Raw genomic sequence first — 21191 nt, 5'->3', positions numbered from 1 at the left:
GCCGTCATGGCGGGCCCGCGGCCCCGATGACGGCGTCCAGTGCGTCGCGCGCGGCCAAGAGAGAGGCTGCGGTGTCGCTGATGCGCCGGCGTTCCCGGTGCAGGCTGGGAAGCATGCTGGGGCAGACCGGCGAGCGCCTGTGGCCTGCGGCGAACATGCAGGGCATCAGTTCGGCGATCGTGTGGGTGCTGAGACCGGCGGCCAGCAGCATCCGGATGTGCTGAACCGTGCGGACGTCCTCGTCGCCGTACTCGCGGAACCCGCTGGGCCGCCGCCGGGGTTTGAGCAGGCCCTGTTCCTCGTAGTAGCGCAACAGGCGTTCGCTGACCCCGGTTCGGCGGGACATCGCTCCGATGAGCACGTGCGATCACCGTCCCGGTCCGCGGTGGGTCCCCCGCCTGTCGCACTCAGCGAGGCGGGGACGGGGGCAGGGGGGCGTCCGGCGGGAGCCGGTGCGGCTCCCTGCCGGAGCGCCGTGCCCTGCGGGGGTGTTCATGCGTCGACGCTGGCGCGTTTGGCGGGGAAGCCGTGGGAGCGGGCGGCCAGGACCACGACGAGGACCGGGACCAGGAGCACGAGGATGGTCCAGGGGAAGGAGGTGGAGCCGACGGCGTCCAGGAGGATGCCGCCGAGGATTCCGCCGCCTGCCATGGCCACGTTCCACAGGGTGACGAGCATGGCCTGGGCGGCGTCGGCCTGTTCGCCGCCCGCGTCTCCCGCAGCGGTCTGCAGGAGGGTGGGCGCGCCACCCCAGCCAAGGCCCCACAGCACCACGGCGAGGTAGACCATGGCGGTGCTGTCGGAAAGGACCGCGAGCAGGGCGGCGGCCACCGCGATCAGCAGGGTGGCGCCGATCATCAGGCCCCGCAGCCGCTGGTTGATCTGCGAGCCCACGACCCAGATGCTCACCAGGGAGGCGGCGCCGAAGACGAGCAGCACCACGTCGATGGAGTCGCCCATGCCCAGTTCGTCGAGGAACGTGGCGATGAAGGTGTAGAGGATGGTGTGGGCGAGGACGAACACCAGCGTGACGAACAGGACCGGCGTCACGCCCGGCACCTTCAGGGTGCGCAGCATGGGCGTACGGGCCTCGGCCTTCTGGCCGGGGTAGTCGGGGACGATCGCCGCGATCCAGACGAGCAGCAGCACGGTCAGGCCGGTCATGGTCAGGAAGGCTGCCTGCCAGCTGATCACCTTGCCCAGGAAGGTGCCCGCGGGGACGCCGAGGGAGAGGGCCACCGGGATACCTGCCATCGCGATCGCGATGGCCTTGCCCTGCAGGTGCGGCGGCGCCATGCGCCGGGCGTAGCCCGCGAGGAGCGCCCAGGCCAGGCCGGCCGCGACGCCGGCCACGAAGCGGGCCACCATCGTCACCGAGTAGTTCTCCGAGACGGCCGTGACCGTGTTGGCCACCGCGAATCCCGCCATCGCCACAAGGAGCAGCTGCTTGCGCCGCCAGCCGGCCGTCGCCGCGGTCAGTGGGATCGCCGTCAGCGCGGTGCCGATCGCGTAGATCGTCACCGTCTGCCCGGTGGCGGACTCGCTCACGTTGAGATCGCTGCTCATCGCGGGCAGCAGGCCGGCGGGCAGTGTCTCCGTCAGGCTCGTGATGAAGACGGCTGTGGCCAGGGCCAGCAGCGCCAGCATCGGCAACTTCTGTTCTTTTTGATCCTGGATCCGTGAACCGGGATCAACTGATGGCTTCTTCTCGCTAATTGACATGGTGTGAATGCTCGAACCATCACACATGTGTGAAGGTCAACATGACGAGACATGAGGTAGGTCACATGCGTATCGGAGAGCTGTCGGAGCGCACCGGCACGCCCCGCCGGCTGCTGCGCTACTACGAGGAACAGCGGCTGATCACCGTCGGCCGCTCCGCCAACGGCTACCGTGAGTACGACGAGTGCCTCGTGGACCGGGTCATGCAGATCAGAGGCCTGCTGGACGCCGGTCTTCCGACCCGGATCATCAAGGAGATCCTCCCCTGCCTGGACCAGCCGCGGGCCATCCATGTCTCGGGGGCGACACCCGAGATGATCGCCACCCTGGAATCCGAGCGGGATCAGATGACCGCGCGCATCCAGGGCCTGGTCCGCAACCGGGACGCGGTGGCCGACTACCTCGCCACCGTGCGGGTCAACCACCGCTCACACGCCGCCTCGGCCGCCCCCAGTGCGGAACTCGTCTAGGGAGCGGGCCGGGCGGAGTGGGCGCCGGGCTTCCCCCGGCCGGAGCGCTACGCGGCGGTCCAGCCTCCGTCCACCGGCATCGCCGTGCCGGTGACGAAGGTGGCGCGGTCGCTGCACAGCCAGGCCGCGGCCTGGGCGACCTCGACCGGGTCCGCCATGCGCTTCTGGACGGAGCGGGAGACGAAGCTCTCCTCCAACGCCGGGGTCTGGGCCAGGACTTCTTCCATCAACTCGCTGCGCGTGCTGCCGACCACCAGGGCGTTGACCCTGATCCCCCGCCGGCCGTACTCGGCCGCTGCCGAGCGCGTCAGCCCGAGTACGGCGTGCTTGGCGGCCACGTAGGCAGCACAGGCCCCGGTGGCCTGGACGCCCGCGACGCTGGATGTGTTGACCACGGAGCCGCCGCCCGCCGCGAGCATCGCGGGGATCTGGTGGCGCAGGCAGTTCCACACTCCGCGCAGGTTCACGTCGATCGTGCGGTCGAAGACCGCCGTGTCCGTCTCGTGGATGTCCGTGCCCGCCGAGGCCCAACCCGCGTTGTTGAAGGCACCGTCGAGGGAGCCGAACCGTTCCACCGCGGCGGCGACGGCGCGCTCCACATCGGTTTCGCTGACCACGTCGCCCGGTACCGCGTGCGCTGTCCCCCCGGTGTCGGATATCTCCTGGACGAGCTGGTGCAGGCGGTCCGCGCGGCGGGCCATCAGCACGACGGCCGCCCCCTCGTCCGCGAACAGCCGGGCCGCCGCCTCACCGATGCCGCTGGAAGCTCCCGTGATCAGAACGGTCTTGCCGTCCAGCATGCCCTGCGCGTCGGTCATGTCTTTCCTCCCCCACCGGCCTTCGGCCGGCTCGTGGTGCCGTGGTTCTCCCGGGCGTGCGGCTCAGCCGCCGGGCCATCGGCCTGGCGGCTGAGCTGCGAAGGTCCCGGGACGTTGCCGGGGCAAGTTACACGGCCACCGGCCGCGGTCCGTGGGTGGGGGCGGGGGCGGGCTGTGGGGCGAAGTCCGCCGCGTGACGTGCGGCCCAGGCCGCAAAGGTGCCTGGTTCCCTGCCGGTTGTGCGCCGGACGCCGTTGGCGACCTCGGTCTTGGCGCCGTCGGACTGCCGCCGGGCGCGGATCAGCATCGCCTGAGCCACCGGCTCGGGGAATCGCTTGCGCCAGCGCTGGAGGGCTTGCTCCTCGGTCAGTTCCTCGTAGCGCAGGGGCTGTCGCAGCGTCTGTGCCAGTTGGCGGGTCTGGTCAAGGGCGGAGAGCGCCTGCGGTCCGGTCAGGGTGTGGGCGCGGCCGCTGTGCTCGGGGTGGATGAGGGCCCGGGCGGCCGCTCGGGCCACATCTCGCTGGTCGACGCAGGCGTTGCGCGAGGTGCCGTAGAGGGCGCGCACCACACCGTCCTCGCGGATCGAGGGGGCCCAGCCCAGGCAGTTGGACATGAAGGCACGCGAGCGCAGCAGGGTGTAGGACAGGCCGGTGGCCTCGAGCTGTTGCTCGCACTGCCGCTGCCAGGTGGTGATGAGGTCCTGGGAGCCGGGGTCGTCCACCGCGGACGCGGAGAGCTTGACGATGTGCCGCACCCCGCCCGCCCGGGCCGCGGCCAGGGCGTTGGTGTCATGGGTGCGCCCCACCGGGTCGAAGGTGACAAGCAGCAGGGCGTCCGCTCCCGCCATGGCCTGCTCAAGACCGTGCCGGTCGGCGAGGTCCGCGCCGACGAGCCGGCCGGCCACCCCGGCGCGGGCGGCGCGGGCCGGGTCGCGGGTCAGTGAACGCACGTGGTGGGCGGGGTCGAGCAGGCGCGCCACCCGGCTGCCGATCGTCCCGCTGGCTCCGGTGACGACGACGCGCAGGCCCCGCGGCTTCTCCGCGCGGGCCGGCCAGGCGGGTGCCGTCATCCGTTGACCGCCCTCTTCGGGTCCAGCGAGATACTGCGGGCGACGGTGGGAACGGCGAGACCCGGCAGCAGCAGCTCCCACATCCGCACCGTGCGCTGCTGCAAGTCGGCCCGTCCGTTGACCAGTTGGGCATACAGCTGTACGCCGGTACACGCGCCCACGACGAACTCGGCGACGCTCTCCGGGTCGACTCCGGGCATGAGTTCCCTGTCCTCCTCCGCGTCGCGCAGGCACTCGAGCATGGAGGCCTGCCAGTTGAGGAAGGTCGAGGCGTCACGCATGCCGAAGCTGCCCTGTTCCACGGCGAGCCGCACACCCGCGCGCAGCATGGGGTCGATGGGGAGCTGGTGGGCCCAGACCAGGGTGATGTCGACAAGACGCTGCAGCCCCCGGGAGGTCAGGCGCGGCTCGATCGCCTGGTGCTGTTCGTTCATGACCGCGACGGCGAGGGCTTCCTTGTTCTTGAAGTGGAAGTACATCGCTCCCGCGGTGAGTTCAGCGCGCGTCAGGATGCTGGTGACCAGGGCGCCGGTGTAGCCCTTCTCGTCGAATTCCACTGCTGCCGCACGGAGAAGCACCTCGCGGGTGCGGACCGCCCGGTCCTGCTTGAGTCGCGGCATCGCCACCATCCCTGCCGTGGTACATCGTTCGACAAAAAAAAGAACACCCTTTATGTTATCCGTGATCGGTGCCGTGGTCCAACCAACGGGCGCATGCACCGGCCGTCATATGAAGCCTGGGGGGAGGCCGCATGACACACCTGTCTGCTGATGCCATTTTTGTGCCGCTCGGCGGCCACTCCTCCTGTGCTGACCTGCCTCTGCCTGTCGCTGCCTCAGGCGCCGTCCCGCCGCGCTCGACAGTTGTGGATCTTCCCGACACTGTTTCTGGAGTACGCCATGCTGCTCATGCCTGCTTCTACAGTCCCAGCTCCTCGCACGGCCTGTGTGCCGAGCGAACTCGTCCACAAGAGACGCACCGGTGAGGTGCTCCTGACCCAGTGGCGCCGTACCGCACCCGATGCCTTCACCGTCACGGCCCGCTGGCCCACCGACCACCCCTTCTACGCCGTGCGCCGCACGCTGCACGACCCGCTGCTGCTCAGTGAGACGATCCGGCAGATCTTCCCTCTGCTCTCCCACGCCGAGTACGACGTACCGCTCGGGCACCACCTTCTGTGGGACTACTACGACTACTCGTTGACCCGTGACGCCCTGGATGCCGAGCAGCTGCCGCCTCTTCTCGACCTGCACGTCACCTGCCTGGAAGCCGTCCGCCGCGGCGGGCGTGTCACCGCCCTCACCCTGCGGATCGACGCGGTGCGCGGCGGACTGCCGCTGGCAACGGCCCATACCCGGTTCACAGTTCAGAGCCCCGCGATCTACCGGCGGCTGCGCGGCGACCACGGCACGACCCACGTGGTGCCCGTCCTGCCCGTGCCCTCGCCCGTGCCGCCGTCCCGCATCGGGCGCACCTCCTGCAGCGACGTCGTCCTGTCGCCGTCCGGTGACCCGGACCGCTGGCAGCTGAGGGTCGACAACCGCCACCCCATACTCTTCGACCACCCTTTGGACCACGTCCCGGGCATGCTGCTGCTGGAAGCCGCACGTCAAGCCGCCCAGGACACGCACCACCAGCAGGCCATGGTGGCCGTCGCGATGAACAACCGCTTCTCGCGCTACGTCGAGTTCGACGCCCCCTGCTGGGTCGAGGCGAAGCCGCTGCCCGACGACACGCTGGGGCGCACCCGCATGGACATCGTGATGCGGCAGAACGGCTCGGAGCATTACTCCGCCACCGTCACCCTCGAGCCGGCGCCCACCGCACCCGCCACTCCCCCGCGCCGGGGAAGCCACTCCCGGCGGAGCTCCGACCGCTAGCGACAAGGCGGACGGGCGCCCCGCAGCCCGGGGAGCCCGTCCGCCGCGCGGCGGCCCCGACGGCGACGCCGAGGGGCACATGCCCCGTGCATGTGCGGGCGTCGGTCGCTTCGGTCGCTGAAAGGAACCATCAATGCTCACTGACCTGCGGTTTTCTGGCAGCGTCGCCTTGTGGTGCGCCGCGCGGGGCGGCGGCCGACGGCCCCTCGATCCGGGAGTCCGTACGTGAGCCGTCCCCAGGCCCCCCAGGCCTCCGAGCACGGCCTGGTGCCGGACAGCCTGAGCGACCGCGGCAACGCCAAGATGTTCGTCGCCCTGTACGGACGGGACTTCCGGCATGTGCCGGGTCTCGGCTGGTACCGGTGGTGCGGCTACCGGTGGGTGACCGACGAGGACGACACGGTGCTGTGGGCCGCGGGCGAGATGGCCGAGTCCCTCGCCGAGACCGACCCCCGCGGGCGGCACACCGGCTCCGCACTGCGCCGCCACCGCCGCCGCGCCCTGTCCACGTCGGGCATGAAGGCCATGCTGATCCAGGCCAGGGCCGCCCCCGGCATGGTCCTCAACGCCGCGCTCCTGGACGCCGACCCGTACGCCCTGTGCACCCCGGAAGGGATCGTCGACCTGCACAACGGGACGGTCGCCGCCCCGGATCCCGAGAAGCACCTGCACTCGCGGGCCACCAGCGTGCCCGCCCTGCCCATGGCCACCCCGCGCTGGCACCGCTTCCTCAGCGACACCTTCGGCGACGACACCGAGGGCCGCCAACTCATCGACTTCCTGCACGAGTTGCTCGGCTACTCGATCACGGGTGACGTCGGCGCACAGATCATGCCGTTCCTCTACGGGCAGGGAAAGAACGGCAAGAGCGTCCTGCTGGACGTGATGGTCAAACTGCTCGGGGACTACGCGGACGCGGCCCCGCCCGGCTTCCTCATGGCCCGCCCCTTCGAAGGACACCCCACCGACCTGGCCGAGCTGCACGGACGGCGCATCATCGTCTGCTCCGAACTCAAGCCCGGCGACCGGTTCGACGAGGCCCGCTTCAAGCACCTGACCGGCGGCGACCGGATCAAGGCCCGCCGGATGCGGCAGGACTTCTTCTCCTTCGGCCCCACCCACAAGCTGTGGCTGCTCGGCAACCACCGCCCCGAGGTCGGCACCGGCGGCTACGCCTTCTGGCGCCGGATGAAACTCATTCCCTTCGAGCGGACCGTCGCCGACGACCGAAAGGTCGACAACCTCGCCGACATCCTGGTCAGGGAGGAAGGCCCGGGCATTCTCCACTGGCTCGTCACCGGCGCCCGCCGCTACCTCAACGGCCCCCGCGACCTCACGGGGCCGCAGCGGGTCCAGACGGCCACCACCGCCTACGCCGAGACCGAGGACCACACCGGGCGCTTCCTGAGCGAATGCTGCGTCCTCGGCCCCGCCCTGCGCGCCGAACAGGCCCAGCTCTACAGCGAGTACAAGGACTGGTGCCAGCTCGAGGGCGCCGGCCCCGTCTCCTCCCGCACCTTCGCCGCACGGGTCAGGGACGCCGTCGGCATCGCCACACCCAAAGCGATGATCCTGTCGAACCAGCGCAGGTTCTACCCCGGGATCGGACTGCGGGAGGAAGAGGAAGAGACCTCATGAGCGCCCTCATCGAGCCCCAGCAGCTCAGCGACGAGACCGAGACCGTCTGGCTCGAGGACATCGAACCCCTCGACTACGTCCGCCAGAGTCTCGACCGCCTCGCCACCCGCCGGGGGAAGCCGGCCTACCACCGCGACGGCCGCATGGTCGGCTATGCCGTGCTCGGCCCCGGAGCACGCGCCTCCCCCGCCTCGGGAACCTTCCTCCGCCGGGTGTTCTGGCTCCTCCCGCACGACCGCGACGGCCGGCCCGACGGCCTGTACTCCTGCGGAGCCCCCTCCGAAGCGGTCGACCCCCGCACCATCGCGCCCCGCACCAAGGGCTACAAGACCCAGCGCTCCGAGGGCGGCCCCGAGTCCGACGCCATGCGCGAACTCGGGATCACGCTGCCCAGGACCTGACCACGTCATGGAGCTCTCCAGCCAACCTTGAGCCGGTCCCAAGACGCTCCCCATACGTTGCTCGGCGCGGTCGGCGTGAAAGGTGCTACAGGACTGTCCGGAGCCGCAGGACACAGGGCCGTCCTGACAGAACTCCGGAGGAACCAGCCATGACCGATGCCAAGACTTCCCACGCCGCTCCGGTGGCGGGCACCCCGGCGGTACCTGCCGGAGTCGCGGCCCCCTTCACCGCGCTGCTGGTGGCGGTGCTGTCGTTCTCGCTGATGCAGACGATGGTCGTACCCGTACTCCCGGACCTGCAGCGGGAGTTCGGCGCCAGCACTACGGGCGTCTCCTGGGTGCTCAGCTCGTTCCTGATCACCGCTTCCGTGGCCACCGCCCTGCTCGGCCGGGTCGGTGACATGTTCGGCAAGCGCCGTGTCCTCATCGGCTGCCTCAGCGTGTTCGCCGGCGGCACCCTGCTCTGCGCCGTGTCGAACTCCCTGGGACTGCTGATCGCGGCCCGCGCCGTACAGGGCGTCGGCTCCGCCGCCTTCCCGCTCGCCTTCGGCATCATCCGCGATCAGTTCCCCTCCGAGCGGGTGCCCGTCGCCATCGGCCTGATCAGCTCCACGTTCGGCATCGGCTTCGGCATCGGCCTTGTCCTGCCCGGCCCGATCGTGGACGCGCTGAGCTGGCACTGGGTCTTCTGGCTCGGTCTCGCCGTGATCGCGCTCGGCATCCTCGCGGTCGTCGTGTTCGTCAAGGAGTCCGCCAACCGCTCACCCGGCCGCATCGACTGGGCCGGCGGAGTACTGCTGAGCGGCGCCGTCGTCGCCCTGCTGCTCCCCATCAGCCAGGGCGCGTCCTGGGGCTGGGGCTCGCCGGCTGTCATCGGCCTGTTCGTGGCAGCCGTGGTGCTCGGCGCGGTGTTCGTGGCCGTGGAGCGCCGGGTCCACGAGCCGTTGATCGACATCGAACTGCTGCGCCGCCCCGCCGTCGCGACCTCCCATGTGGCCGCGCTCATCATCGGTTTCGGCATGTACGGGGCGTTCACGCTGGTGCCGCTGCTCGCCCAGACGCCCCCCGAGGTGGGCTTCGGATTCGGTTCCTCGGTCACCGGAGCCGGGCTCTTCATGGTGCCGATGGCCGTCACCATGCTCATCGCCAGCCCGTTGTCCGGCCGGATCGGCGCAGCGGTCGGCTTCAAGCTGCCGCTGGTCCTCTCCTGTCTGATCGGCGTGGTGGGCTTCGCGATCTACGCGGCCGGACACGACCGGGAGTGGGCGATGTACGTCGGCTCCGGCGTGCTCGGCATCGGCGTGGGCCTGGCCTACGCCGCCCTCGCCAACCTCGTGGTGGCAGCCGTCGACCCGCGCCAGACCGGCGAGGCCACCGGCATCAACACCATCATGCGGACCATCGGCAGCTCCCTCGGCGCGCAGATCGCCGCGTCGATCGTGGCCTCCGAAACAGTGCCGGGCACCAAGATCCCGGCCGAGTCCGGGTACACGACGACGTTCGTCATGTCGGCGATCGCCCTCGGTGTCGCCGCTCTCGCGGCGCTCGCCGGGCCCGGGTCCCTGCGCGGGACCGCCGCGTCCCATGCGAGTGCCGCGGCGCCGGAGCCCAGCGGTTCACCCGCCCGCTGAGTTGCTCCGCAGCGGCGGGCGGGTCTCGGCGGCCGCGCGGCATTCCTCCAGGAACGCCAGGGCCCGCAGGTGATAGGTGCGGGCCGCCCAGCCGAGACTGATGTTGTGGCCCGCGTCGGGCTGACGCTCGACCCGCGCCCGGGTTGCCGCCAAGGGCTTCAACAGGGCCTGGATCGCGTCGTCGTCATGGCGCCACCATTGTTCCTGCTCGGCGAAGGTGAAGCGCGTGGGCACGTGTACCCGGCCGGCGAGGCGCGGGTACAGCTCCGGCCACGACAGTGCCTCCCGGGCCTCGATCGCCGGCACGGGAGTGATCAGGGACCGCCCGAGCCCGAAGGCGCCCGGCGGGTACAGACGCAAAGAGCCCCAGTGGCGGCGCCACGCGCCGCGCCCCAGTTCATGGGGAAGGTGCTGCGGATCGACCGCGAGCCTGCTGCCGAGTCCCGAGATGTCGACGCCGAGCAGGGGCAGACCCTGCGGGTCGGCGGCCGTGGCCAGCGCCAGTTTGCCGCCGTTGGAGTGCGCCACGACGAAGAAACCCGCACCGGTGTCGTGCTCCCGTGCGAAGTCCGTGAGCGCCCTGCGCAGGGTCGCGGCCTGCTCGGCGAGGTGCTGGCCGAGCGGCAGATCACGGGCCGATGCCCCGTACCCGGGGCGGTCCACCGCCAGGACGGTGTAGCCGAGTCCGGCGCCGAGCTCCAGCAGGGAGAGTCCGGGCCTGGCCTGGCTGTGGAAGTAACCGGCGCTCATGCCCGCGCCGTGCAGGGCCACCACGACGGCGGACGGGCCGGCTCCCGGTGCCTTGGCGAGCATGCCGGACAGGGTGGTCCTGCCTGCGGTGAGCGTGATGTCGTGCACGGTGCGCCTCACATCCGTACGGCCTGGTGGCGTATGGAGTCCAGCAGGGCCGCCTGGTGCAGTGAGGCGGGGTTCACGGCGCTGTTGGCACGGACGGCGTGCGCGAACGCGGAGAGGGTGCGCGCCACCTGGTCGTCGGCGGCCAGGGCGAGGTTCTCGGTGCCGGTGGACCGTTCCAGACGCACCTGGGGCGGCTGACCGGCCGGTGGGGTGAAGGCCCGGTCGACCGTGATGCGCCCTTCGCTGCCCCACAGTTCGTACGTGCAGCGGTAGGCGTGGTCGAGACCGAAGGCGAGCTGCGCCGTGACGCCCTGCGAGGTGTGCAACAACGCGGTGCCGGCGATGTCCACCCCGTGGTCGGGGTCGAAGGTGAGGGTGGCGCCGGTGACCCGGAGGTCCTCGCCGAGGAAGTGCAGGGCGGCCCGGACGGGGTAGACGCCGGTGTCCCACAGGGCCCCGCCGCCGAGTTCGGTGCGCAGCCGGATGTTGTCGGGGCCAAGGCGCGGGATGGCGAACGCCGCCTGGAACGAGCGCAGTTCACCGATCGCGCCGCTGTCCACCAGTGCGCGGACCTCCCGGTGCTGCGAGTGGTGGACGAACATGACGTTCTCCATCAGCACCAGGCCCTTCTCGTCGGCGAGCCGGGCAAGGGCCCTGGTGCTTTCGGCGTCGGTGGTGAGGGGCTTCTCGGCGAGGACGTGTTTGCCGGCGTGCAGGGCGCGTTCGGCCCATTCGGCGTGCAGGGCCGCGGGCAGCGGGGCGTAGACGGCGTCGATGTCGTCGCGCCTGATGAGGGCGGAGTAGCCGTGGACGGGGCGGCAGCCGAAGCGTTCGGCGGTCTCGCGGGCCATGGCGGGGCTGCGGCTCGCGACCGCGACCGGCCGCACGTCCGGGGCGGCCGCCATCGCCGGCAGCATGCGCCGCCGGGCGATGTCGGCGCAGCCCAGGACACCGATGCGCAGGGGCCGCGTCACAGCCGCGCCGCGTTCGATGTCAGGCAGGAGAGCAGCGTGCGGGCCTGGACGTTGAGGTAGTGGTTGTGCCGCAGGAGCGCGGTGAGCTGACCCGGGGTCGCCCACAGGTAGCCCTCGGGCGCGTAGTCGTCGGCGGCGTCCACGAACAGGTAGCGGCTTTCGGCGTTGAGGAAGCGGCCTCCCTCTTCCGAGTGGATGGCTTCGTACCGGATGCGGGAGGGGTCTGCGGTCAGGATGTCGTCGAGGAAGGGGGGCCGGTCCTCGGCCGGCAGGTGCGCGTAATTGCCGGGTGTGTACTGCACGGTGGGGCCGAGCTCCAGGGTGTCGGCGAAGCCCGCTTCGACCCGGGCGTGTACGAGCAGGTGTGGAACGCCCTCGAACCTCCGGGTCAGGAACGCGGTGACGCCGAGCCCCTGCGGTTCGAACAACGGCTGTGTCCAGTGGGCGACTTCGCGGCTTCCGGCGCGGACGCCGACAGCCACGACGCTGAAGTAGCGGCCGCTCTCATGGACGATGGAGTCGTCCCGGTGCACCCATCCCGGTATCCCGGCCAGCGGGACGCGCTCGGCCCGCAGGTCGAGCCGGGCACGCTCGGCGGTGATCCAGGAGAGCAGTCCGGTGTCGGTGTGCAGGGCGGTGGACGCGGTGTCGGGGGTGGGGGCGCAGGCCAGGACCGTACGCGCGTCCATGTTGACGGCGTTGTCCTGGCGCAGGAGTTCGCCGATCTGGCCGAGGGTGAGCCAGCAGAAGTCGTCGTGCGGCGGCACGTCGCCGATGGCTTCGACGAGCATGTTGCGGTTGCTCTTGCGGTAGAACCACGAGCCGTGCTCGGACTGCAGCGCGTCGGCGAGGATCCGGCCACGGGTGGGGTCGGTGAAGTACTCGAGGTAGCGCACCGGCGCACCGCGGTGCGCCTGGGTGTAGTTGCTGCGTGTGGCCTGCACCGTGGGAGAGAGCTGCAGCAGGTTGCGGTTCCCCGGCTCCATCTTCGCCTGCATCAGGAAGTGCGGGACTCCGTCGAACTCCTTGACGAGGATGCCGAGTATCCCGACTTCCGGCTGCTTGATGATCGGCTGGTACCACTCGCGGAACGGGCCGTGGGACGTGGTGACCCGCAGTCCCTCGACGCTGAAGAAGCGGCCGCTGCGGTGGACGAGATTGCCGGTGCCGTCCTGGAAGCACCAGTTGTCCAGGGCGGCGAAGGGGATCCGGTCGACCTGGAAGGCGTGGGCCCGGCGGCGCGCTTCGAGCCATCCGGGGACGTCGCCGGTGCGCAGTCCCGAGCCGGTGGTGGTGGCCGCCGAACGGGCGATGCGGTGTGCGGTGCCCGCGTCGCCGCGGGGCCCGGGCCGGGCCCGCTCCGTCGTGCCGTACGGCGTGCGGGGGGCCAGGGGCGTCGTCATGCGTGGGCCCCCACGAACTCCTTCACCGACTGGACGACGTAGTCGAGCATCTCGTCGGTCAGCGCCGGGTACACGCCGATCCAGAAGGTCTGTTCGGTGACGATGTCGCTGTTGGCGAGGCCGCCGACCACGCGGTGCGGCCGGCCGATGTAGGCGGGGTGCCGGGTCAGGTTCCCGGCGAACAGGCGCCGGGTGCCGATCTTGCGGTTCTCCAGGAAGTCGACGAGCGCGGCCCGTGAGAAGGGCGCGTCGGGGTCGACGGTCAGGGCGAACCCGAACCAGCTCGGGTCGCTGCGCTCGGTGGCGCGGGGCAGGATCAGGTGCGGCACGCCTTCAAGGCCCTCGCGCAGCCGGCGCCAGTTGTGCCGGCGTGCGGCGCAGAAGTCGTCGAGCTTGTCGAGCTGGGTCAGGCCGAGGGCGGCCTGGATGTCGGTCGCCTTCATGTTGTAACCGACGTGGGAGAAGATGTACTTGTGGTCGTAGCCCTCCGGCAGGGTGCCCATCTGGTACTTGAACCGCTTGAGGCACTTGTTGGTCTCGCCGGGCTCGCACCAGCAGTCGCGGCCCCAGTCGCGCAGTGACTCCACGATCCGGGCGAGCGCGAGGTTCGAGGTCAGGACGCAGCCGCCCTCGCCCATGGTCAGATGGTGGGCGGGGTAGAAGCTGACGGTCGTCAGGTCACCGAAGGTCCCGGTCAGCCGGCCGTCGTACGTCGAGCCGACCGCGTCGCAGTTGTCCTCGATGAGGAACAGGTCGTTGTCCTCGGCGAGTTGGGCGATCTCGGCGACCTCGTACGGGTTGCCGAGTGCGTGCGCGATGATGATGGCGCGGGTGCGGGGGCCGATGGCCTGGGCGACCCGGTCGGCAGTCGTGTTGTACGTCCCCAGCTCGACGTCGACGAAGACCGGGACGAGACCGTTCTGGATGATCGGGTTGACGGTGGTCGGGAAGCCGGCGGCGACGGTGATCACCTCGTCGCCCGGACGCAGCGCGCGGTCCTCCAGCAGGTGCGAGGTGAACGCCGTCATCGCCAGCAGGTTCGCGGACGAGCCGGAGTTGACCAGATGCGCCTTGCGGTGCCCCAGCTTGCGGGCGAACCGCGACTCGAATTTACGTGAGCTGGTGCCGGCGGCGATCCGCATCTCCAGGGCGGCCTCCACCAGGGCCGTCCTGTCGTGTTCGTCCAGAACGGCACCGGCGGGCCATATCTCGGTGGTGCCGGGGACGAAGGGGCGATCGTCCTGGGCCTCCAGGTGGAACTTCAACGTCGCGTCGAGCACGAGGTCCTTGTGGGCGTTCATGAGGTGCTTCCTTCCCAGCGCTGGGCGCCGCCGTCGTCGCTCGGGTGCTTCATGGGCTTCCACCAGGACGGATTGGCCCGGTACCAGTCGACGGTGTCGGCAAGACCTCGGTCGAAGGGGATCCTCGGGGCGTAGCCGAGTTCCTCGCGGATCTTGGTCTCGTCGAGCGAGTAGCGCCGGTCGTGGCCCTTGCGGTCGGCGACGCGGCGGATCAGGGAGCGGCCGGCGCCGCACAGGTCGATGAGGCGCTCGGTGATGTGCGCGTTGGTCCGCTCGTCGCCGCCGCCGACGTTGTAGATCTCGCCCGCGCGACCGCGGGACAGGACCAGTTCGATCGCCCGGCAGTGGTCGTCCACATGCAGCCACTCGCGGATGTTGCTCCCGTCGCCGTACAGCGGAACGGGCACGCCCTCCAGGAGGTTGGTCGTGAACAGCGGGATGAGCTTCTCGGGATGCTGGTAGGGGCCGTAGTTGTTCGAGCAGCGGGTGATCGACAGGTCGAGCCCGTGGGTGCGCCAGTAGGCCCGCGCCATCAGGTCGGAGGACGCCTTCGAGGCCGCGTAGGGGGAGTTGGGCAGCAGCGGCCACTCCTCGGTCCAGGAGCCTTCCTCGATGGAGCCGTACACCTCGTCGGTGGAGACGTGCACGAACCGCTCGACGCCGGCGGCCAGGCAGGCGTCGAGCAGCGTCTGGGTGCCGCCCACGTTCGTCCGGACGAACTCGGCCGCGGAGTCCAGCGACCGGTCGACGTGGGACTCGGCGGCGAAATGGACCACGGCGTCGTGACCGGGCAGCACGTCGTCGAGCAGCGCACGGTCGCAGATGTCGCCGACGACGAAGTGCAGCCGGGGGTGGTGCGCCGGGAGGCTGTCGCGGTTGCCGGCGTAGGTGAGTTTGTCGAGGACGGTGACGTCGGTGTGCTCGTGGCCCGCGTAACCGCCGTCGAGCAGGGTGCGTACGAAGTGGGAGCCGATGAATCCGGCGCCGCCGGTGACCAGCAGTCTCATCGCGTCCCCCGGGGCCTTGTCCGGGCCGGGGCCCCGTGTGACAACAGCAGATCCTGCATGGAGATCTCCTCGTGGTGGTTCGGCGGGGTGTCCGGCCGGGGTCGGCCGCTGTCGGGCGGGCGCAGCCATGCCTCGGGGAACCGGTGGACGTCGATCGTGGCGGGGGCGGGGCCCCACACCGCGGCCGCGGCGGCGTGCCCCGGCCCGCAGGGGATGTCGATCACGGACCAGCCCTGCGGGTGGCGGTCGGTGTCGGCGCCGAGGTAGTCGGCTCCCGGGGAGCGGCTCAGACCGGTTCCCAGCCCTTTGAGGTAGGCCTCCTTGCGGGTCCAGATGCGGCCGAACACGACGCTGCGTGCCGGGCCTTCCTCGCTCGCCGCCAGTTCCCGCTGCTCGTCCTGGTGCAGGGCGCGTGAGCACACCTCGACGGTCTCCGCCCCGGGGAGCTGTTCCACGTCGACACCCAGCGGTACGGCCGCGATCCCGACCAGGGCCACCTCACCGCTGTGCGACAGGGAGAAGTGCAGGGCCGGGGGCAGGGCCGACAGGCTGGGGCGGCCGTGGGGCTCACCGCAGCCGGGGCACGGTTCGCGCCTAAACCGGATGTCCCGGGCGGGAATGCCGGTGTACCGGCTGAGCAGACGGCGCAGGGCGACGTGAGCGGTCGTGTACAGGAGGGCGTCGGGGGGCCTGACGAACGCGGTGGCGCGTTCGCGCTCGTGCTCGTCGAGCTCGGAACCGTCGAGCAGTTCGGCGCCCGGACCGTCCGGCGTGGCCACCAGCCACAGGTCGACCCGGTCCGGCGACACGGTGAATCCGGAGAGGCCGGGCCCGGGCGGTCCCGTCCGGGCCGGCAGTTCGCGCCGATTCATACCGACTCGCCGAACCCACACGGAGAGTTCACCGTATCCGGACCGAGCTGGCGCGTGAGGCAGTCGATCAGTTCAGCGGCGCTGTTGGCGAGCAGCACCCGTTGCAGGTTCAGCTGGACGTGCAGTGCGCTCTCGATCCGGTATTGGAGTTCCATGCCGGCGATGGAGCCGACACCGAGGCTGTTCATGGTCTTGGCCTGCGTGTCGACCTGGTGCGGGTCGATGCCCAGCAACCGCCCCAACTCCTGGCGTACGTACGTGTCCAGGGCCCGGCGGCGCTCGTCGTATCCGAGCGTGGCCAGTGCGGCGCGGTCGGGGACGGTCACGAGCGTGCGCGGGCTTTCGGTGTCCGGCGTCCGTTGGGCTGTCATCAGGGCTTCCCAGATCGAGGAGGGTCCAGGGGCGGTGACGGCCGGCGCGCCGCAGGGGGCGCGGCGGCCGTCGGGAGGAGCTAGGCGCTGGCCAGGCGGGCCAGCTGGGCGTTGACCGCGGCAACGAGTGCGCGAGGGGTGGTGTTGTCCGTGAACACCTCGTCATCGAGCTCGATGCCGAATTCGCGTTCGATGCGGCCGCCGGTCTCGAGGAGCGCGAGGGATTCGTAGCCCAGCACCTCGAAGTCGGTGTCCAGGATGTTGCCGTCGAGATCCACGCTCTCGTCGGCTCCCGCCCCGTCCAGAAGGATGCGGGTGAGGTCCTGGAGGGTGAATTCCTGCTCTGACATGTGGGTCCCTTCATCGGTCTGCCGCATCCGGGGTACGCGGACACGGGGCGCGTGGGGGGCGTCCGCTGCCGGCCGGGGGAAGACGGCAGCGGACGCCGGCAGGTGGCTCAGTCGACGGCTCGCAGGACCATCGCGGAGTTGAATCCGCCGTGCCCGCGGGCGAGGACGAGCGCCGTGCGCACCGAGGCGGTGCGCGGGTGAGTGGTGACCAGGTCGATGTCGTATTCGGGCGATGGCTCCACGTGGGCGGTCGGAGGGATCAGGCCCTCCCGGATGGTCAGGGCGGCGCAGACCACGTCGAGGGGCGCGGCCCCTGCGCAGAGCCGGCCGATGGTGGTCTTCGGCGCGGTCACCGGGACGCCGAACACGCCGAACACCGCGGTCAGCGCGTCGGCCTCCTCGCGGTCGAGTCGCAGGGTGCCCGCGGCGTCGGCGAAGACGACATCGATCTCCGAGGCGGGCAGGGCGGCGTCGGTGAGCGCGAGGTCGATGGCCCGGCGCAGGCCGGGTGCCCGCCCGCTGCCGGGCCGGGGGTCGAAGGTCGATGCGTGGCCCGCGATCTCGCAGTAGACGTTGCCGGCGCCACGCTCGATCGAGTTCCGCTCGGCCTCCAGGATCAGCAGCGCTCCGCCCTCGCCCGGGACGTGGCCGTCGGCGGCACGGTCGAAGGGCAGGTAGGCGCGCTCCGGGCGGTCGCTGCCGCAGACGTGGCCGCCTGCCAGGTGGGTGACCCACCCCCAGGGGCACAGGGACGCGTCGATGCCGCCGCTGACCATCAGCTTGCTGCCGCGGCGGATGTGGCGGCGGGCCTGGGCGAGGGCGTCGAGGCCGCCCGCCTGGTCGCCGACGAGCACTCCGGCGTGACCGCGCAGTTCGTTGTGGACCGATATCTGCCCGCTGTTGGCGGCGTGGAACGAGGCGAAGGACTGGTACGCGCTGACGTATCTGTTGCCCTGGGACCACAGTTTCCTGAGCTCCTGCTGGCCGAACTCGACGCCGCCGAATCCCGCGGCGGTGACGACGCCGACGTCGTACTCGGGAAGCGCGCCGGGGTCCACGCCTGCGTCCTGGAAGGCGTGGGAGGCAGCCGTCAGGGCGAGCTGGGTCGACCGGTCGGTCTGCCGGACGAGCCGGCCGGGCAGATGGTCCTGCGGGGTGAAGTCGGGTATCTCACCGGCGAGTTGGGCCGGGTAGGGCGAGGGATCGAAGCGGGTGATCCGGCCGATGGCGTTCTTGCCCACACGTGTGGCGGCCCAGTAGTCCGCCACACCCATTCCGTGGGGGGTGGCGACGCCGATGCCGGTGACCAGGGTCCGGATCTTCATGCCGCGCTCCTGTCCGGCCGGGCCAGCACCATCGCGCTCTGGAATCCGCCGAATCCGCTGGCGACGGTGAGCACGGTGTCGGTGCGGTGCTCACGCGCGGTCAGGGGGACGTAGTCGAGGTCGCACTGTGGGTCGGCGGTATGGAGGTTCGCGGTCGGCGGCACCACGTGGTGGCGCATCGCCAGTACCGACGCGGCGATCTCCAGGGAGCCGACCGAGCCCAGCGAGTGGCCCACCATGGATTTGATGGAGCTCACCGGTGTGCGGTGGGCGTGTGCGCCGAGCCCGCGTTTGAACGCCGCGGTCTCGTGGCGGTCGTTCTGCTTCGTGCCCGAGCCGTGGGCGTTGACGTAGTCGATGTCCTCGGGGTTGGTCCGCGCCTCGTCGAGCGCGACGGTGATGGCCTCGGCCAGCTCCCGTCCGTCGGGGCGCAGTCCGGTCATGTGGAAGCCGTTGCTGCGCGTGGCGTAGCCGGCGATCTCGGCGTAGATCCGGGCGCCTCTGGCGCGCGCCGCGGTCAGCTCCTCCAGGACGAAGACCGCGGCCCCCTCACCGAGCACGAAACCGTCGCGGTCGGCGTCGAAGGGGCGGGAAGCGGCCTGCGGCTCGTCGTTGTGGGTGCTTGTGGCCTTGATCGCGTCGAAGGAGGCCAGCGTGATCGGCGTGATCGGCGCGTCCGTCGCACCGGTGATCATCACGTCCGCCGAGCCTTCCCTGATGAGATCGGCCGCGTGGGCGACGGCGTCGAGTCCCGATGTGCAGCCGGTGGACACGACGGTGGCGGGTCCCTCGGCGCCGGCGGTCCAGGCCACCTCGGCCGCGAACGAGCTCGGCACGGCGTGCCGGTACAGGTGCCCCGAGGCGTAGCGGACATCGACGAGGTCGAGTCGTCCGTCGTCGCTGACCACGCGGTACTCGGCGTCGAGTCCCCCCGCCGCGCCGACTCCGCTGCCGATGCTGACGCCGGTGCGGTGCGGTGCGGACCCGGCGCCTTCGAGCCCACTGTCGGCGAGGGCCTCGCGGGTGCTGACCACGGCGAACTGGGCGGCGCGGTCCATGCGTCGTATCTCCTGCGGGGTCAGCCCGTGTCGCGCCGGGTCGAAGTCGATCTCGGCCGCCACCCGGGAGCGGAAGGGGCTCGGATCGAAGAGGGTGATGCCCCGGGTCGCGGTGCGGCCGGAGCTCAGCAGGTCCCAGAAACCTTCGATGCCGGTGCCGCCCGGCGCGAGCACGCCCACGCCCGTGATCACTACCCGTCGGTTCACTGGTGGCCTCTCCTCGTGTCGGGGGTTTCACACGGCGGCTCAGGACAGAGCGGCGGATGTTGACTACGAGCTTGTTCGCCCGGCGCATGTGCTTCAAGGCACCGCCGGTCAGGTCCGGGTGATGTTTCTTCAGGCCTTCGCACGAGGCATCACGGCAGGTGAGAGAAACTACAGAGAAGTGCAAGGACGGCTGATACGACCGTTCCGGTGCCGCTCGAACACGAAAGGTCCCCCGGCCCTGTCGGGCCGGGGGACTCAGGTGGTGGCGTGTCAGGCGCAGCAGACCGGCAGCCCGCCGTGGAAGGTGATCATCTCGGAGAAGAGTTCACCGATGTCCAGCTGGTGCCCCGGCAGCGCGCCGGCCGCTTCGGCGTAGGCGCGGTGCAGGTTGGGCACGAGGCGTTCACTGTCCAGGAGCGCCGCGAACTCGCCCAGGTCCGCCTCGTGCGCCGCCTGCAGCGGAGTGAGCCCCGCGGCGATGCCGTCGGATGCCAGGCGTTGGACGTAGCGCAGATAGTTCTCGGTGGCGTCCAGGAGCTCGGGCCCGCCGACCGGGCCGTGCCCGGCGACGACGGTGCCCGGCGCGAGGGCGCGCAGTTTCCCGATCACGGCGAGCGAACCGGCGACCGATCCGGTGAGACAGAACGGGGTGGCGCCGGACATCACGACGTCCCCGGTGAACAGGACCCGCTGCTCGGGCAGCCACACGACGGTGTCGTTGGTGGTGTGGGCGGTCCCCAGATGCATGAGTTCGGCGCGGACATCGCCCAGATGCAGCGTGAGGGGTTCCCGGAAGGTGAGGCTCGGGAGTTCCACCGTGATGTCGCCCCAGCGGACGTCGGGCCACAGGCCGGTCAGATGGAGACCGGCGAGCTCCATCTCGGCCCTGGTGCCCTCGTGCGCGATGATCACCGCGTCGTCGGCGAAGACACTGTTGCCGAAGGTGTGGTCACCGTGCGGATGTGTGTTGACGACGTAACCCGGGCCCCGTGGCGAGACCTTGGCGACCGCGTCCCTGAGGGCAAGCGCGCGGTCCAGGGTCGCGGCGGTGTCGATGAGTGCCGCTCGGCCGCCGGCCGTGATCAGACCGGCGTTGTTCAGGCACCAGCCGCCGTCCGGCTGGACGTACGCGTACACATGCTCGGCGACCTCGTGCAGATGCGCGGCGAGGCGGGGCTCGTGGATCACTGCTGTCTCCAGGCTGCAGGGCTTCCCGGCACGTCGACCGCGGTCAACCGGCCGCGGTGAGGGCGAGGTTCTCGGGCCGGGTGAAGTCACGGTTGTAGTAGACGAGCGGCTCCGAACCGCCGATGAACACCGCGTCGACCCGGCCGACCAGGATGCTGTGATCACCGCCGTCCAGGACCTCGTGCAGGGTGCAGGCGACGCGGGCCGCGGCGGTGCTCAGTCCGGGCAGGCCGTATTCGCAGGGTTCCATGTCGCCGTCGGCGAACTTGTCGTGGCCCGAGCGGGCGAAGTGCCGGGCGACGGCGGACTGGTCCACGGACAGGACGTTGACCAGGAACCGGTCCGCCGCGACGAACGCGCCGTGGCAGGAGGCCGTTCTGGCGGGGCAGACGAGGACGAGTGGCGGGTCGAGGGACAGCGAGCTGAACGAGCTCGCCGTGAATCCCCAGCGACGCCCGGTCCTGTCCAAGGTGGTCACCACGGTGACCGGAGTGGGGACATGCGCCATGGCGCGTGCGAACTCCGAGGGGTCGATGACGGACAACGGTCCTCCCTGGCTCTCAATACTGCGATGTGGCTCCCCTGGTTCACGAACCGTGGCGGGCGCGGACGCGCGGCCACGCGCGGGGAATGCGAGGGGTCTTTGCC

22 protein-coding genes are annotated in these 21191 nt (G+C 70.7%); 5 read left to right on the top strand and 17 right to left on the bottom strand.

Translation table 11 applies throughout. The features are described 5' to 3' along the window. Window positions 1-4 precede the first annotated feature (4 nt). Window positions 5-361, bottom strand: a complete 357-nt coding sequence (locus E5671_RS02365; RefSeq protein ID WP_160502167.1) for a MerR family transcriptional regulator — start codon at window positions 359-361, stop codon at window positions 5-7. Window positions 362-492: 131 nt separating this feature from the next. Further along, window positions 493-1722, bottom strand: a complete 1230-nt coding sequence (locus tag E5671_RS02360; RefSeq protein WP_160502166.1) for an MFS transporter — start codon at window positions 1720-1722, stop codon at window positions 493-495. A 65-nt stretch (window positions 1723-1787) separates the two neighbouring features. Here E5671_RS02360 and E5671_RS02355 point away from each other — a divergent pair, with 65 nt between their 5' ends. Beyond that, window positions 1788-2192 (top strand): MerR family transcriptional regulator, encoded by a 405-nt coding sequence (locus E5671_RS02355; protein ID WP_160502165.1) that lies wholly within the window; start codon window positions 1788-1790, stop codon window positions 2190-2192. A gap of 47 nt (window positions 2193-2239) precedes the next feature. Here the strand turns inward: E5671_RS02355 and E5671_RS02350 are convergent, their stop codons facing one another. The 3 genes from E5671_RS02350 to E5671_RS02340 form a co-directional block, all read right to left on the bottom strand. After that, window positions 2240-3010, bottom strand: coding sequence for an SDR family NAD(P)-dependent oxidoreductase (locus E5671_RS02350; RefSeq protein WP_202120939.1), 771 nt, complete (start codon window positions 3008-3010; stop codon window positions 2240-2242). A 127-nt stretch (window positions 3011-3137) separates the two neighbouring features. Beyond that, a complete protein-coding gene (locus tag E5671_RS02345) occupies window positions 3138-4079 on the bottom strand; it encodes an NAD(P)H-binding protein (protein WP_160502164.1) in 942 nt (313 codons plus the stop codon). Then, complete coding sequence (locus E5671_RS02340; protein WP_160502163.1) at window positions 4076-4699, bottom strand: ScbR family autoregulator-binding transcription factor; 624 nt, start codon at window positions 4697-4699, stop codon at window positions 4076-4078. The genes E5671_RS02345 and E5671_RS02340 overlap by 4 nt, the downstream gene beginning before the upstream one ends. Window positions 4700-5026: 327 nt before the next feature. Here E5671_RS02340 and E5671_RS02335 point away from each other — a divergent pair, with 327 nt between their 5' ends. The 4 genes from E5671_RS02335 to E5671_RS02320 all read left to right on the top strand — a co-directional run bounded on the left by E5671_RS02335 (window position 5027) and on the right by E5671_RS02320 (window position 9629). Further along, complete coding sequence (locus tag E5671_RS02335; protein ID WP_160502162.1) at window positions 5027-5959, top strand: ScbA/BarX family gamma-butyrolactone biosynthesis protein; 933 nt, start codon at window positions 5027-5029, stop codon at window positions 5957-5959. 225 nt (window positions 5960-6184) lie between these two features. Continuing rightward, window positions 6185-7597, top strand: coding sequence for a DNA primase family protein (locus E5671_RS02330; RefSeq protein WP_336605630.1), 1413 nt, complete (start codon window positions 6185-6187; stop codon window positions 7595-7597). Next, window positions 7594-7998: a DUF6009 family protein gene (locus E5671_RS02325; RefSeq protein WP_160502161.1), complete on the top strand. Its 405-nt coding sequence runs from the start codon at window positions 7594-7596 to the stop codon at window positions 7996-7998. Before E5671_RS02330 ends, E5671_RS02325 begins: the two co-directional genes overlap by 4 nt. A 149-nt stretch (window positions 7999-8147) precedes the next feature. Continuing rightward, window positions 8148-9629, top strand: coding sequence for an MFS transporter (locus E5671_RS02320; RefSeq protein WP_160502160.1), 1482 nt, complete (start codon window positions 8148-8150; stop codon window positions 9627-9629). Here the strand turns inward: E5671_RS02320 and E5671_RS02315 are convergent. From E5671_RS02315 to E5671_RS02260, 12 genes are all read right to left on the bottom strand, one after another. Further along, entirely contained in the window at window positions 9615-10487 is an 873-nt protein-coding gene (locus tag E5671_RS02315; protein WP_443032546.1) for an alpha/beta hydrolase, read from the bottom strand. The two genes, E5671_RS02320 and E5671_RS02315, sit on opposite strands and share 15 nt — an antisense overlap. Before the next feature lie 8 nt (window positions 10488-10495). Next, window positions 10496-11461 carry a Gfo/Idh/MocA family protein gene (locus tag E5671_RS02310; protein ID WP_160502158.1) on the bottom strand — a complete coding sequence of 322 codons (966 nt, stop codon included), beginning with the start codon at window positions 11459-11461 and terminating at the stop codon, window positions 10496-10498. Continuing rightward, window positions 11458-12864 carry an NDP-hexose 2,3-dehydratase family protein gene (locus tag E5671_RS02305; protein ID WP_160502157.1) on the bottom strand — a complete coding sequence of 469 codons (1407 nt, stop codon included), beginning with the start codon at window positions 12862-12864 and terminating at the stop codon, window positions 11458-11460. Before E5671_RS02305 ends, E5671_RS02310 begins: the two co-directional genes overlap by 4 nt. Continuing rightward, window positions 12861-14165 carry a lipopolysaccharide biosynthesis protein RfbH gene (rfbH, locus tag E5671_RS02300; protein WP_160502156.1) on the bottom strand — a complete coding sequence of 435 codons (1305 nt, stop codon included), beginning with the start codon at window positions 14163-14165 and terminating at the stop codon, window positions 12861-12863. Before rfbH ends, E5671_RS02305 begins: the two co-directional genes overlap by 4 nt. Continuing rightward, window positions 14162-15172 (bottom strand): dTDP-glucose 4,6-dehydratase, encoded by a 1011-nt coding sequence (gene rfbB, locus E5671_RS02295; RefSeq protein ID WP_160502155.1) that lies wholly within the window; start codon window positions 15170-15172, stop codon window positions 14162-14164. The genes rfbH and rfbB overlap by 4 nt, the downstream gene beginning before the upstream one ends. Next, complete coding sequence (locus tag E5671_RS02290; RefSeq protein ID WP_160502154.1) at window positions 15169-16044, bottom strand: 4'-phosphopantetheinyl transferase family protein; 876 nt, start codon at window positions 16042-16044, stop codon at window positions 15169-15171. Before E5671_RS02290 ends, rfbB begins: the two co-directional genes overlap by 4 nt. After that, window positions 16041-16415 (bottom strand): acyl carrier protein, encoded by a 375-nt coding sequence (locus E5671_RS02285; RefSeq protein ID WP_160502153.1) that lies wholly within the window; start codon window positions 16413-16415, stop codon window positions 16041-16043. Before E5671_RS02285 ends, E5671_RS02290 begins: the two co-directional genes overlap by 4 nt. Window positions 16416-16495: 80 nt before the next feature. Continuing rightward, window positions 16496-16765 (bottom strand): acyl carrier protein, encoded by a 270-nt coding sequence (locus E5671_RS02280; RefSeq protein WP_160502152.1) that lies wholly within the window; start codon window positions 16763-16765, stop codon window positions 16496-16498. Between the two features lie 107 nt (window positions 16766-16872). Then, window positions 16873-18090, bottom strand: a complete 1218-nt coding sequence (locus tag E5671_RS02275; protein ID WP_160502151.1) for a ketosynthase chain-length factor — start codon at window positions 18088-18090, stop codon at window positions 16873-16875. Next, a complete protein-coding gene (locus E5671_RS02270) occupies window positions 18087-19355 on the bottom strand; it encodes a beta-ketoacyl-ACP synthase II (RefSeq protein ID WP_160502150.1) in 1269 nt (422 codons plus the stop codon). Before E5671_RS02270 ends, E5671_RS02275 begins: the two co-directional genes overlap by 4 nt. A 270-nt stretch (window positions 19356-19625) precedes the next feature. Then, window positions 19626-20543 carry an MBL fold metallo-hydrolase gene (locus tag E5671_RS02265; RefSeq protein ID WP_336605629.1) on the bottom strand — a complete coding sequence of 306 codons (918 nt, stop codon included), beginning with the start codon at window positions 20541-20543 and terminating at the stop codon, window positions 19626-19628. 43 nt (window positions 20544-20586) lie between these two features. Next, entirely contained in the window at window positions 20587-21087 is a 501-nt protein-coding gene (locus E5671_RS02260) for a flavin reductase family protein (protein ID WP_237329999.1), read from the bottom strand. Window positions 21088-21191: the final 104 nt, after the last annotated feature.

Origin of the sequence: Streptomyces sp. BA2, from assembly GCF_009769735.1 — a bacterium.
Lineage (GTDB): Bacteria > Actinomycetota > Actinomycetes > Streptomycetales > Streptomycetaceae > Streptomyces.
This window is presented reverse-complemented; position numbering and strand designations above follow the sequence as displayed.

Excerpts from the sequence above, each read along its gene's own strand:
- E5671_RS02360 (WP_160502166.1), bottom strand. The coding sequence starts at position 1,722 with ATGTCAATTAGCGAGAAGAAGCCATCAGTTGATCCCGGTTCACGGATC.
- E5671_RS02355 (WP_160502165.1), top strand. The coding sequence starts at position 1,788 with ATGCGTATCGGAGAGCTGTCGGAGCGCACCGGCACGCCCCGCCGGCTG.
- E5671_RS02350 (WP_202120939.1), bottom strand. The coding sequence starts at position 3,010 with ATGACCGACGCGCAGGGCATGCTGGACGGCAAGACCGTTCTGATCACG.
- E5671_RS02345 (WP_160502164.1), bottom strand. The coding sequence starts at position 4,079 with ATGACGGCACCCGCCTGGCCGGCCCGCGCGGAGAAGCCGCGGGGCCTG.
- E5671_RS02340 (WP_160502163.1), bottom strand. The coding sequence starts at position 4,699 with ATGCCGCGACTCAAGCAGGACCGGGCGGTCCGCACCCGCGAGGTGCTT.
- E5671_RS02325 (WP_160502161.1), top strand. The coding sequence starts at position 7,594 with ATGAGCGCCCTCATCGAGCCCCAGCAGCTCAGCGACGAGACCGAGACC.
- E5671_RS02320 (WP_160502160.1), top strand. The coding sequence starts at position 8,148 with ATGACCGATGCCAAGACTTCCCACGCCGCTCCGGTGGCGGGCACCCCG.
- E5671_RS02305 (WP_160502157.1), bottom strand. The coding sequence starts at position 12,864 with ATGACGACGCCCCTGGCCCCCCGCACGCCGTACGGCACGACGGAGCGG.
- rfbH (WP_160502156.1), bottom strand. The coding sequence starts at position 14,165 with ATGAACGCCCACAAGGACCTCGTGCTCGACGCGACGTTGAAGTTCCAC.
- rfbB (WP_160502155.1), bottom strand. The coding sequence starts at position 15,172 with ATGAGACTGCTGGTCACCGGCGGCGCCGGATTCATCGGCTCCCACTTC.
- E5671_RS02290 (WP_160502154.1), bottom strand. The coding sequence starts at position 16,044 with ATGAATCGGCGCGAACTGCCGGCCCGGACGGGACCGCCCGGGCCCGGC.
- E5671_RS02285 (WP_160502153.1), bottom strand. The coding sequence starts at position 16,415 with ATGACAGCCCAACGGACGCCGGACACCGAAAGCCCGCGCACGCTCGTG.
- E5671_RS02280 (WP_160502152.1), bottom strand. The coding sequence starts at position 16,765 with ATGTCAGAGCAGGAATTCACCCTCCAGGACCTCACCCGCATCCTTCTG.
- E5671_RS02275 (WP_160502151.1), bottom strand. The coding sequence starts at position 18,090 with ATGAAGATCCGGACCCTGGTCACCGGCATCGGCGTCGCCACCCCCCAC.